The following is a 13,281-nucleotide window of genomic DNA, read 5'->3' as shown; positions in this document are numbered from 1 at the left end:
GTATCTTGTTTATTATAATTGGGAAAGACCTCATCAAGGTATTAATGGTAAAAAACCTATCGATATGGCCTCCCTAAACAACAAAAAATAAAAGCTAATTCTGTTACCGAATTACATAACCCTTACAGCAATGATAAGCATTTTAAAATTCCTACGAAGCAACCGCAGGTTTCGCTTTAGCGCTAACAGATTTTCCAAGGCGTATAAAATACTTCTCGAAGTAAGTGTAGCTGTAAAAGCTAAGTACAAGGGTGATAGCGATGGTAAGCGCGATGTGTATAATGGGGTTAGCGGATAAATAGTCAGCCGCGGCAAAACGGATGAGTCCGTATATTATAGGGTGGATCAGGTAAACCGAAAAACTGATTTCGCCGAGTGTACGCAGAATAGTTTTTATAAAACCGGGCAAAAAGTCGAAATCGCATTTATAAAACAAAAAGCACAGCGCAATTACATAGCCACTTAGTATTAACCGGTTAAAGCCGGTCACCAATTGTACAGGTTCGCCGGTAACGGGGTAAAATGTAATGAGCGAGCATAAAAATACAATACCTAAAACAGCAGGCCAGCCAAACTTTTTCATGTTACGCTCAATAGCTCCCAGGCCTATACCTGCTGCGAAATAAAACATCTGGCCAAGCGGGTTCACATATTCGGCCCATTGCTTACCCAGGTATACATTAGGGTCAAGCACCTTAAAGGTAAAGTAGATCAGAATCAGGAACGACAACGCTACAAATCCCCAGAATAAGCCCTTTTTAAACTTAGCCATCCATATTAAGAACGGGAAAAGGATGTAAAAGAACAGTTCATCCCCTATCGACCATGCGCCGTTAGCGATAAAGGTTTCGGGCTTTATGGCACCGGGTATTATAGTAATATTGGCTATTATCTTTTTTACCGACAGCATTTGAGGATAAACTATTACCAGCGTTAACGCCGTAGCCATCCATAACAGTGGCACAATCCTGAAGAAGCGCTTAATATAAAACTCAACCAGTACCGGTTTGCTAAATACAAAACCACGTATGTGAACCATGTAGAGTGTTAGTCCACTTAAAACGTAAAAGATAGCTACCCCATATATCTTAATTTTTGCCAGCACGCTTGATGCATCGGCCTCGCCGTAAGTGAACAGGTGCATGTGGTAAATCATTATACCGAATGCAGCCAGGCCACGCAGGTAGTCGAGGGAATCGATCCGGTTAATTGCCGGGGTAGTATTGTTAGTCATAGAATGAATCAAAATTACGCTAAAAGAAATTATTAACTATATCAACAGTAATAATTTCCTATTTGTTATAAGTGGCTACTGTGTAACATTTTTGTGAAAAAAGCGTACAAAATGTGAAGCAACTACTGATTTAAAAAATTATCTTAGGGCGTGATTATCCAAACTTTCAACCACCTCAAAAAGAACCTTAAGAAGGTATCTGAAACCCAAAAAGTAATAAAGGTAGCCATCCTGTCTGATTCAGCATCGCAACTGATCACGCAGGCAATCAAGGGTTACGGAGTTGAACACAATGTTAACTTCAATATTTTCGAGGCTGATTATAACCAGATTGACCGCCAGGTTTTCGACCCAAGTTCGGAGTTGTACGAGTATGAGCCCGATTTTGTTATTATACTGAGAAGTACCGAGCGTTTATCAAAATACTTTTACAAGCTTGATAAAGCCGAAAAAGAGAATTTTGCCGCCAACCAGATAGACTATATCGACGGTTTATACCAAACCATTGGCAGCAGGTTAAAAAGCAGGGTGATCATCAACAATTACCTCGAACTAAACGATGGGGTGTTTGGCAACTTCGCTTCAAAAGTGAGTTCATCTTTACTGTATCAGTTAAAAAAGCTCAACTTTAAGCTGATGGAGTTTAGCCAGGAGCGCAAAAACCTATTCCTGCTTGATCTGGATGCTTTGGTTACCAAAACCGGTTACCTGCAATCTTTCGACCCGAAAATGTATTTCAGCGCCGATATGGTTTTCAGTATCGACTTTTTACCATACCTCGCCAAAAACATCAGCGATATTATACTGGCCATTACCGGCACGTTCAAAAAATGCGTTATCCTCGATCTGGACAATACTACCTGGGGCGGTATTATAGGTGATGATGGTATAGATGGTATCCAAATCGGCGACCTTGGCAGCGGAAAGATATTCTCGGAGTTTCAGCTTTGGGTAAAACAGCTTAAGCAACGTGGTATCATTGTAGCGGTTTGCAGTAAAAATACCGAAGAGATAGCTTTGGAGCCTTTTAAGAGTCACCCCGAAATGGTGTTGCGTTTAGAGGATATCGCTGTATTTGTAGCTAACTGGGAAAACAAAGCCGATAACATCCGCCATATACAGAGCATCCTGAACATCGGTATGGATTCTATTGTGTTTATTGACGATAACCCGTTTGAGCGCGAATTGGTGAAGAAAGAAATTCCGGAAGTAACGGTACCTACCCTGCCCGATGACGCGGCAGAGTACCTGTTGTTCCTGAAATCGCTTAACCTGTTTGAAACCGCTTCCTTTACCGAGGGCGATGAGCAACGCACCCTGCAATACCAGGAAGAAGCCAAGCGCAGCAGCCTCATGAAGAGCTTTGCCAACGAGGAGGAGTTTTTGGCTAACCTTGATATGGTGTCAGAAGTTAAGGCTTTCGAAGGTTTCAGTATTCCGAGGGTATCGCAGTTATCGCAACGTTCAAACCAGTTTAACCTGCGCACCGTACGTTATACCGAAGAAGATCTGGTGAACATGAGCAAGGATAAAAACTATTTTACCTACTCGTACACACTTAAAGATAAATACGGCGACAATGGCCTCATCGCCTTTGTTGTGTTAAAGCAAATTGACGAAACTACCCTCTTTGTAGAAAACTGGGCCATGAGCTGCCGTGTGCTAAAAAGAGGCATGGAGCTGTTTACCTTAGATACCATTGCCGAAGACGCGAAGCTGAACGGCTTCACCAAGATAATCGGCGAATATATACCTACCAAAAAGAACATGATGGTTAAAGAGCATTATCCATCGTTAGGTTTTGAACCGGTGAGTGAAGACAGCTACGTGCTCAACCTTATTACTTATACATTAAGCAAACCAATATTTATAACAAGAACATAATTAATTAGTATGAACAAAGAACAAATACTCGCTAAAGTTACCGACATTTTTAAAGACGTGCTTGACAATGACGACATTGTGCTAACGGATACCACCGTGGCTACCGATGTAGAAGATTGGGATTCGTTAAACCACATCCAGATCATCGTTGCTATCGAAAAATCGTTCAAGATCAAATTCACCTCAACTGAGATACATCATTTCAAAAACGTTGGTGAGCTGATCGGTTCTATCGAAAGCAAACTGAGCTAAAAACAATACCACAATCCCCCTAATCTTTTAAACGTTACCCCAAAATGCTCTTTAATTCATTTGAGTTTTTACTATACTTCCCTATAGTAACTGCGCTGTTCTTCTTTCTGCCGCACCGTTTCAGGTGGCAGTTGCTGCTGGCAGCCTCGTGTTTCTTTTATATGTTTTTTAAGCCGGAATATATCCTTATCCTGGCTTTTACCATTGTAGTTGATTACTACGCCGGTATACTTATTGAAGAGGCGAAAACCGCTAAACAGAAAAAGTATTACCTGCTCATAAGCCTTATTGCCAATATTGGCGTACTGGCTGTGTTTAAGTATTATAACTTTATTAATGAGAACATTACAGGCGTAGCAAGCCTTTTCGGTTGGAAGAACCATATCCCGGCGTTAACCATGCTGCTACCTATCGGTTTATCATTCCACACGTTTCAGGCGATGAGTTATACGCTCGAAATTTCGAGGGGAAACTACAAAGCTGAAAGGCACTTTGGTATATACGCGCTGTATGTAATGTTTTACCCGCAGCTGGTTGCCGGCCCTATAGAAAGACCGCAGAACGTACTGCACCAATTCCACGAAAAAAAGAGCTTCGATTACAGCCGTGTAGTGGATGGCTTGCGGATGATGCTTTGGGGCATGTTTAAAAAGATTGTGATTGCCGATAACCTAACCACTTATACCGACGGGGTTTACAATAACCTGCACGTGCAAACGTCAATAGCCATAGTGGTGGCCATCTTCTTCTTCGCGTTCCAGATCTATTGCGACTTTTCGGCCTATACCGATATAGCCCGCGGCGCGGCACGTGTAATGGGATATGAGTTGGTGAAAAACTTCAACTACCCTTTCCGCAGCCGTAACGTAACCGATTTTTGGCGCAGGTGGCACATGTCGCTCACTACCTGGTTTAACGACTATTTGTTTACCCCGGTGGTAATCAGCAACCGTGGCTCTATCAAGTTCGGTATCGTTTTCGCACTGATGGTTACCTTCTCATTAAGCGGTTTATGGCACGGTGCCGCATGGACCTACGTAGGTTTCGGTGTGATGCACGGCTTTGCTACCAGCTACGAGTTTTTGACTAAAAAGTGGCGCAACAGGTTATCGAAAAAGGTAAATCCGTTTATTTACAGCAGGGTGAGCCAGGTACTAACATTCTTGTTTGTTTGCTATACCTGGATCTTCTTCAGGGCCAATACCATGGCAGATGCATTTTATGTATTGAAGCGCATCCCGGGTTTCTTTACAGAGATAGCCAACTGGTCGGTAACACGTACCAAGCCTATTTTTGATGGCAGCCTGCCGAAATTAGGTTTGATATACTGCGGTGTGTTCATCTTACTGCTTGAAACACTGCATTATTTAGATAACAAATACGATGTATTTAATAAACTGCGCAACCAAAATATTGTATTGAGGTGGTCGGTTTATTATTCGCTGATGATCATCATGATCTTCTTTGCATCGTCAACAGCACACAGGTTTATCTATTTCCAATTCTAAACATGGCAAAGCTTACATTAAAAATTATATTATTCGTGGTGCTTTTGTACATACCCCTGTATATAGTGCAAAAGATAGTTGACGAAGGCATGCACAAATACCGCAAAGGCGAATACGCCGTGTGGAACGATATTTACAGCGGCAACATCAATGCCGATCTTATTATTTTAGGCAATTCACGCGCGTTTGTAAATATATCGCCATTGGTACTGGATACTGCCCTTAAACAATCGGCTTATGATCTGGGTGTTGATGGTGGCGATTTTAACCTCGCTTATACCCGTTTTAAGGTATATCTGAGCAAAAACAAAATGCCAAAAACGGTTATCCTATCGGTATCAACCAGCGATTTGGAACGTGGTATAGGTATATTCAACAATCAGCAGTTTATGCCTTACCTTAACGATACCATCATCAGAAAAGGAACCGCAGGCTACCAAAACAGCTTTACATTGGCCGATTATTATGTACCGGCCATGAAGTACCGCTCCGACCCAATTTCGTATTCGGTAGGGTTTAATCTTTACTTCGGCAAAGAAGTACCTAATGATGATGTGCGTGTAAGAGGTTACCAGGCCCGTGAGCGTGTATGGGATGATAGTTTTGAGAACTTTAAAAAGTTAAAAAAGACCTATACCATTAAAGCCGATACTAATTTGGTGAAAGAGTTTCATGAGTTGATAAAAACGTGCAAGGCTAATAATGTAAAGCTATACTTCGTTTACTCGCCCGAATATGTGAAGGTGCAGCCATACTTTGTTAACCGCGCCACCATATTCAGCTATTACCAGGATGCGGCCAAGCAATACGGTATTCCGTTCCTTGATTATTCAAACGATCCAATATCGCACGATACTACCTACTTCTACAACTCCGAGCACTTAAATAAAAACGGTGCCGAAACGTTTACCAAGAAGCTGGCACAGGATATTAAGGCATTGAAAATATAGTTCCGCTTTTTGTAACTGTGTTAAAAGCTGTTGTTCTTAGGAATGACAGCTTTTTTTGTTTTTGAATTGTTTTAAGCACGGTTGCTTTTAACCGCTGAGGGAGCTGAGGTTTCGCAGAGAGCGGGGAGTGTTTTTTTACCACGGAGGACACAGAGGTTTCCACGGAGTTACACAGAGAACTTACATTGATCTTTACTTAACTGTCGCGAGTTTAGCGCAGCGTAACTCGTGACCCAACATGGCGTAAGCTTTCAGCTTACCGGCAGCTGAAAGCTGCCAACATGCTTACTCACGGGCTGAAAGCCCGCGAGAGCGAAAAAAAGTAATTCCACTTTCAACTCACAACACACAACTTACAACCCAACAACAGCGTTTATCGCTTTATAAATCTCCTTCACGTTATTCTCCCATGTATGTGATGAGGCGAAGTCGATGCGTTGGTGTTGTAGTTCGGGTGAGTTTTCGTCGAGTGCTTTTTGGATGGCGGCTACGTATTCTTCTTTGGTATTGCAGAGGTAAGTATGCTCTTCAAATACGCTCATGGCCTCGGTTCGGGTGGCAACGGTTGGTTTGCCCATGGCAAGGTATTCGTCTATTTTTCGGGGATAATTACCAATAGTTACCTGGTTTACCATTTGCGGGTTCAGGCAAACATCGAACGAATTGATGTACGCCGGTAATAATTCGGCCGGTTTACTACCCAGGAAGTGGATATTGGGGATACCGTGCAGTTGACTTGCCTTAAACTCATTATCTTCCGGACCAACCAATACAATGCTCCAATCAGGTTTTTGTTTAGCGATGTACTCCAACAGATCAATATCCAAGCGGATACTTTGCAACGCCCCTACATAGCCAATTACAGGCTTATTAAGCCCTGCAACATCTCCAGGAGTGGCAATGCCTTGTTTATTGGTAAATATCTCCAGATCGCAGCCCTGCCCTACATAAAACGAGCTTTTATTATACTTGCCGCAGTAGTTGGCGAGGTAAGTAGAGTTGGCCACGCAAAGGTCGCTTTTGGCAATCAGTTGTGGTTCCAGTTTTTCACCGTGGAGTTTCCAGTAATCTACCGATAGCAGAAAATCGCGCGAGTAATAAATACTTACAGCCGGTTTCAGCAAATCTTTCAGGTAAAAGCAACGGAAAATGTCGTTGTCGTTAAACAATATCACGTCCTTAAAACCCAGCTTCTTTATAGCCCGGTCTATAGATCGTGCGAAGCGCTTATTGTTTACTTTATTGAGGAAGGTATAAATCGTATCGTTCTTTATCCAGTTAATAGATTCAATCAGTTCATCAGGATAAAGGTTCCAAAGGTTATCTTGTATAGGTACAATACCATCAGCCTTTTTATGCACCACGTCTATCCGTTTGGCCACTTTGGGGTCGGCTTTATGTTTTAATAGCGTAATACGATCGAGCGGGGAATTTACGTACAGCACGCGGTTATGTTTGCTAAACTCAAGTGCTATATTTTTGCAATTGCTGCCAATTTCAACATCCCAGGGTTGCTGGCCTACAATTACAATATCCCTGTTTTTTATAATATCGTTTCCGCTCATTTATGGGCTAATTAATATTTAACTGTTTCGTCTTTGTACATCACTTCATCCGGGCGACGTTTTTGCCTGTCTAAACGGTATACAACGGTAAGCATAGCAGCAGCCATTGAAAAGTAAACGTTCGACGGGAATTGTACGAGTGCTTCCTGCGGAAAGTTGGCCACATTGTAAGCAAAAATGATCAGCGTCATGGCCAAACAGTATGTTTTCAGTTCCGGGTCTTTAATTTTGTAGTAATTATTGATACCCGTTCGCAAAATGGTAAACATAAGCGCGCAAAAAATCGTCAACCCTATCCAGCCCAACTCAACAGCCACACGTATGTAACCACTATCAGGCGGGAAACGCGACAAGTACGAACCCGGCGCGAAACGCCTGCCCCATGTACCGGTAGCCCCTAAACCGCCCCCCATCGGGTGACTTAATATAAATGGTTGGATCCGCTTTTGGTTTACCTTACGGGCGGTATACGAGTCATCCTTATTTGGCCGGAAAGCCGTTTGAAAACGCAACAGGTTTTGATCGTTAGTAGGTACATTGATCAAAAACACCAGGAATACCGCGGCTACCGCAGTAAAGATCAATACCTTTTTATTGTAGTTCAGTATAGCGAAAAGGAACAACGCCGCAGGCAGCAATACGTTTGCCCCCCTGGTACCCGAAAATAGCATCGATTGTAGGTACAGGCACATCACAAAACCCAGCACCAGTTTTTTCCACAGCTTAAACTTACCGGCAATAATGCAAATACACAGTATGCTTGGCATCACCATGTTGTAAGCAAATGCCACCGGATCAGAAAAAATAGAGAATTTGCGCCAGTGCCCACCAATTAACAGGATGGATGCGATAGCCGGATCGGAATTTAGGTAAGCTTCTTCAACTGCCGAAAAACCGATATACTCTTGCTTATAAGCATACAAAGCGGCAAATAGTGCCAAACCCAGCCAAAGCTTAAATATAAGCCTCACCATTTGTATGCTGCGGATATTGTACAGAAAAACGAAATAACTCAGCAACACAATAGCCACCGAGCGTATGGTATACACCCAGGCCAGACGCGACTCGGCTGATGGGTTGGCAATTTCAAATACGTTGTAACCAATCCAAATCAATATCATGGTAGTAATAGGGCCACTCAATTGCGCCCAGTTACGCTCTCGGCGCTGCCTGATGAGCAGGCCAAGCATCATCAACACTTGCAAGCCGTCCATGATTATACCTATCGGGCCGGATACCCCTATCCGCATTAGCAGGAAGAGCAGATAAGCCATGATGAGTACCACGATCATCCCGAAGTTGGGGAACATTACCACGCTTACCACCATGGGGATGCCCACAGCCATAACCAGCAGCAACGCGCCAAATATTGGCCCGAATTTGGCTGTGCCTACCGCTATAATCAACCCTAAAAGAATAAGTATAGCAAGGCCGGTACGGTTGTACAGCTTTTCAATCAGGATCATTTTTCTCAGTCTGCTAAAAAACCCGTCGCCTTTGCCGGCAACGCCTTTTGTGTTTTTTACTTCTAACTGAAAATTGTCCACCTTAAAGGAAAAGTATTTTTATAATGAATGTAAATGTGCTTAAACCCGCCACTATAATAGCTACAATGCGGGTTATACGATCTATACGGCGCTGTAACCGGCGCTTGGCCTGCTCATTGCCTAATGCCTCATCAGATGGTTCTATCCTCATCACTTTTCAAATTAGCATCTGTAACATTGGTATGGTAATGCTGGGTTGCTACCGAACGCTGATTGGCCGTGCGCGATTTCAGCAATGAGATCACCTGGTAAAAAATAAACTTAGGTATATTGATCAGCGATTGATAAATGCGCCTGTCGGTATCTGATTTTGCCAAAGCGATGTAAAAGCCCAGCACGAATAATATAAAGGCGATCAGCCACGCAAACGCTACCGTAATACTGATGAACACATTGGCCAGCATACATACTATCGACAGCAGCAAAAAGATAAACAATGGCGGCCTCAACAGTATAAAACCAAACAGAAACTGGTTAACGCTAAAGTCTTTGATCCCTTTGCCGATGATCACAAAACCGAGGCTAAAGTATTTGAACCAGGTATTGATCCAGCGTGAGCGTTGGTTTACCAATTGGTCAGACCGGGTAGTTTTTTCATCGTACACAATGGCATCGCCGGTAAAGGCTATCCGCAGGTTGCGGCCAACAATTTCAGATTGCAGTACCTTATCAAACCCTGCTCCCGAAATATTTTTATGCTCCAAACATTCGCGGTACAATGCCGTAGTAAACGCCATGCCCGATCCTGCCAACGTAGCGGATGAACCCAGGTTGAACAATAACTTACCATCGTAAAAATGATAATAAATATCGCGCGCGCCATCAAGGCAAGCGTAAGTAGTATCCAGGTTTTTCGCTTCGCGAACGCCTTGTACCGCGGTAAAACCCGCATCGAACAGTTTATTTAACTCGTTCAGGTATTCGGGGTGCACCAGGTTATCACTATCGATAATGGTAACCCGGCTATGCGGCCGTACAAAGTTATTGATGGCGTAAAAGTGCGATTTGATGTTATTGGCCAAAGTTTCGGGCGGGCGAAGCAATATTACCCGCTCATCATCAAAATGAAGATTGGTGATATCGCATTTATCGGCCACTACATATATTAAATAGTTGCTGTAGTTAACGCGTAATATAGAGCTTACAACGGCAGGCAGCGGCGCTGTTTGCTCATAAGCGGTGACTATAATGGCATAATCTACCTGGTTTATTGATGTTGGATACACCTTCTTTTTGCCGAATAACGATAGCAAGTACAGCACAAATGGCATAATAAGGTTATATCCTATCAGGATTTGTAATACCCACCAAATAATTTTTACAACAGCCATATTATGATATTTGTATTATGACTTCTTTTTTGCTTCTGCATCTGAAGGCACTTTGTTTAACACCCAGCCAATAAACTTTTCGCGTATGGTTTTAAGATAGTTGATGTTCGGTTTAAGGGTTTCGGTTAAGTCTTGTCCGGCTTCAAATACGGCTACTACCTTATCTGATACCTGTACCCATTCCTTCGAACGGTTAAGCGTAGTTAATGCCGACGATTCGATAATAATGATATCGAAGTATTCGCGCAGGGCTTTAAATTTAACTTGCGCCTCTGCTTCGGTCACTATCTCAAACAGCGAAATATCACCGCCGCGGTTACCCCAAACGTTCAATAAATTCGCAGTTTGCAGCTCCTCAATGCCGATCTTTCCTTTCAGGTAATCTTCGATATATAACTTAGGATGCACCGTTTGCGTAATGCCCGAGTTTTCAAAGTTACCATCAATAAGCAATACCTTTTGGTTTACTACCGCACGTGAATAGGCCAGGCTGATAGCCAGCAAGCTTTTACCCTCGGCGGGCGAAATACTGTTTACCAGCAATATTTTATCACCGGCCATTTCGTTATCTATCTCGAAACGGATAGAACGCAGCAGGTTTTTGAACAGCTGCGTTTGACCGCTGCCATCATTGGTATCCCATATCTTTTTAAAATCGATAACGCTGTTGTTTAACAGGTTAAGGTAACCCAACACTGGTATTTTGGTACGGTTAGCCAATTCTTTTGGCGACTTAACGCTATCATCCAGCATAAATATTATAAACAGCACCACCACGCAGAACACAAAGCTCACTATACCGCCAATAATAACCAACAGCATCTTTTTTGATGATTGCGGCAAGCCCGGCATAGCGGTAACCACCTGTTTAAGCTGTACCGAATAACTGGCCTCCATGCTGATCTGGTTGTATTTAGACAGCAGCACCATGTACTCTTCCTGCGCTATTTCAATGGCTTTTTCGTACGAGCCTACTACGGCCTCGTGCGGTACCAACTTGTCGAATTTGCTGTTTAACCGGCTCAGTTCTTTATCAATAGAACTGATACTGTTTTTAGCCAAAACGTTTTGCGTTTGCAGGGTTATTTTATTATCAACCAGGTTTTGCTTGGCAGCCAAAGGGTTAAGAATATATTTATCTGACGATTGGTGCAATTTGGCTGTAAACACCTCGTTTAACGAATCAACCCTTGCTTTATATTGCTCATCAAAGTTATTCTCAATGTACTCGCGGTTAGCGGCATTCAGTTGTTCATCTACCTCGGTAATTTGGGTATTGATGCGGTTAAGCGAGCTTTCGAGGTACTGGCGATCTTTGGGATCAAACTGTCCGTCAATTTTGCGGATAGCCGCTTCGGTAGAGATCACACTTTTTTGAGCTTCCTCTTTACGGGTTTCAAAATCGGCCAGCTGTCCGTATAAACTTTTAGCCTGTTCGCTTAAGTTCAATACCCGGTTATGAATTTTGTATTGCCTCAAAGCCGCTGTTTTAGCAGCAAGTGAATCCTGCTTATCGTTCAATAATTTCGATAGGAAATCGACCGCTTTACGCTGGTTTTCTTTTACTATCAGCGTATAATAATCTATAAACTCTTTACACAGGGCATTTACAACATAAGCAGACAGTTCCGGATCTTCAGCATCGTATTGTACGTTGATAAAATCGCTGTTATCGGCACGGTAAATAGTAAGGGTTTTCAGTAACGATTTATCGTCATACCGCATTGACTCCAGCAATTTATTAAGCCCGTTTTGGTCGGGATTGAATAATGATAATGACGTACGCCTTTTATATAGATCGTTATAAACGGCCAGCGCGTGTTTACGGGCATCGGGCGTTAGCTGTGTTAGTAAAGGGCTTGGCTTACGGTATGGTTTATCGCTGGTAAGATCGTGAATGATAAGGCGGTATGATACCTGATCGAGCATCTTTTTAGAGCGCATCATCTCTATAAGGTTGCTGAACTCCTGGCTAATTTTTGATTCCTGCGGATTTTCGCTGTTCAGTACCTGCTGGGTTTGGTCAACTATACCGGTGGCTATCTGCGCCTGAGAACTGTATACATCGGGCTGGTTACGCACCAAAAAATAGGTAATAATAACTGCTATAACCGGTATGGCTATCAGTGTATATTTATGCTTCAGCAGCAGCTTTATAAATTTGCTCAGCTCCATTATTTTATAGTTTCCAGTTTTTGGCCCAATAGTTCTTCCAGGTCAGCTTTGGCAATAAACAGATTGCCCTCGGCCGAGATTTTACTTTCAGAATGCTCGGTTAACTGAATTAGTATTTTGTTATACGCGTCAAAAGTTTCTTCACCCTTTTTGTATTTGTACTCCATATCCTTGGCAGCGTTTTCGGCCTGTTGCCTTGAGCGGGTTTGGAGTTTAAGCTGCGCTAAACGCTGCACATATAAGTAATATCTTTTGCGTACCTCGGTGGCCAGTGTAAGGTCGTATTCGGCCTGGTCATTTTGCGCTACCTGTAATTCTGATTTTGCTTTACGCACATTAACCGGCGTACGCAGTAACGAACCTAAGTTTAAGAAAACACCTGCCTGCAAACCTTTAAAATAACTGGTACTTGGATTTACCGGATCAATAGTAGTAGTATTACCCGGCTGGTAGATATATGATACCGACAAGGCATCAAACAGCGATAACCTGGCGCTGGATACATTGGCTTTAGCTATATCAACTTTACTCTCAAAACTTTTATGCCTCGGAAAATTGGTTTTGGCTACCTCAACCAGCTTCTCAACATACGCGTCAGTAACATCCTGTATTATTGACTCCTGTGCAAAAGCTCTTTGTTGTATTGATATGGCCAAAAAAATAATAAAGCCTGATAGTATCTTTATCTTCATTAAAAAAGTAGCTTTTAGATTGTAATCACCCGCAATTTAGCCCAAAACTCTATATTATGACCATAAATTGCAATAAACTTTTAAGCTTACACGGTAACCGACTTATATACGGAGAATTTAAAATTAAGTTTTGTTTTTGAGAA

The 13,281-nt window shown here is 42.5% G+C and carries 11 protein-coding genes; 4 read left to right on the top strand and 7 right to left on the bottom strand.

Annotated features, from left to right (window positions below; all coding sequences use genetic code 11):
- Positions 1-151: 151 nt before the first annotated feature.
- Positions 152-1,234 carry an acyltransferase family protein gene (locus ABD894_RS09155; protein WP_345210707.1) on the bottom strand — a complete coding sequence of 361 codons (1,083 nt, stop codon included), beginning with the start codon at positions 1,232-1,234 and terminating at the stop codon, positions 152-154.
- A 150-nt stretch (positions 1,235-1,384) separates the two neighbouring features.
- On the opposite strand from ABD894_RS09155, the gene ABD894_RS09150 reads away from it, so the two are divergent.
- The 4 genes from ABD894_RS09150 to ABD894_RS09135 are packed head-to-tail and all read left to right on the top strand — an operon-like array spanning position 1,385 to position 5,828.
- Complete coding sequence (locus ABD894_RS09150) at positions 1,385-3,118, top strand: HAD-IIIC family phosphatase (RefSeq protein ID WP_345210706.1); 1,734 nt, start codon at positions 1,385-1,387, stop codon at positions 3,116-3,118.
- 9 nt (positions 3,119-3,127) lie between these two features.
- Complete coding sequence (locus tag ABD894_RS09145) at positions 3,128-3,370, top strand: acyl carrier protein (RefSeq protein ID WP_345210705.1); 243 nt, start codon at positions 3,128-3,130, stop codon at positions 3,368-3,370.
- A 44-nt stretch (positions 3,371-3,414) separates the two neighbouring features.
- Positions 3,415-4,878 (top strand): MBOAT family O-acyltransferase, encoded by a 1,464-nt coding sequence (locus ABD894_RS09140; RefSeq protein WP_345210704.1) that lies wholly within the window; start codon positions 3,415-3,417, stop codon positions 4,876-4,878.
- A gap of 2 nt (positions 4,879-4,880) precedes the next feature.
- Entirely contained in the window at positions 4,881-5,828 is a 948-nt protein-coding gene (locus ABD894_RS09135) for a hypothetical protein (RefSeq protein ID WP_345210703.1), read from the top strand.
- Positions 5,829-6,181: 353 nt separating this feature from the next.
- Here ABD894_RS09135 and ABD894_RS09130 read toward each other — a convergent pair whose 3' ends face one another.
- From ABD894_RS09130 to ABD894_RS09105, 6 genes are all read right to left on the bottom strand, one after another.
- The gene (locus tag ABD894_RS09130; protein WP_345210702.1) at positions 6,182-7,393 is read right to left on the bottom strand and encodes a glycosyltransferase; all 1,212 of its coding nucleotides are present in this window, start codon (positions 7,391-7,393) and stop codon (positions 6,182-6,184) included.
- Positions 7,394-7,404: 11 nt separating this feature from the next.
- Entirely contained in the window at positions 7,405-8,859 is a 1,455-nt protein-coding gene (locus tag ABD894_RS09125) for an O-antigen ligase family protein (RefSeq protein WP_345210701.1), read from the bottom strand.
- An 82-nt stretch (positions 8,860-8,941) separates the two neighbouring features.
- Positions 8,942-9,091 carry a hypothetical protein gene (locus ABD894_RS09120; RefSeq protein ID WP_345210700.1) on the bottom strand — a complete coding sequence of 50 codons (150 nt, stop codon included), beginning with the start codon at positions 9,089-9,091 and terminating at the stop codon, positions 8,942-8,944.
- Entirely contained in the window at positions 9,072-10,271 is a 1,200-nt protein-coding gene (locus ABD894_RS09115) for a glycosyltransferase (RefSeq protein ID WP_345210699.1), read from the bottom strand. The genes ABD894_RS09120 and ABD894_RS09115 overlap by 20 nt, the downstream gene beginning before the upstream one ends.
- A 15-nt stretch (positions 10,272-10,286) precedes the next feature.
- Positions 10,287-12,446: an exopolysaccharide transport family protein gene (locus ABD894_RS09110; RefSeq protein WP_345210698.1), complete on the bottom strand. Its 2,160-nt coding sequence runs from the start codon at positions 12,444-12,446 to the stop codon at positions 10,287-10,289.
- On the bottom strand, positions 12,446-13,138 hold the full coding sequence (locus tag ABD894_RS09105) for a TolC family protein (protein ID WP_345210697.1): 693 nt from the start codon (positions 13,136-13,138) through the stop codon (positions 12,446-12,448). The genes ABD894_RS09110 and ABD894_RS09105 overlap by 1 nt, the downstream gene beginning before the upstream one ends.
- Between the last annotated feature and the right edge of the window lie 143 nt (positions 13,139-13,281).

The organism is Mucilaginibacter gynuensis (genome assembly GCF_039541195.1).
GTDB lineage: Bacteria > Bacteroidota > Bacteroidia > Sphingobacteriales > Sphingobacteriaceae > Mucilaginibacter > Mucilaginibacter gynuensis.
This window is presented reverse-complemented; position numbering and strand designations above follow the sequence as displayed.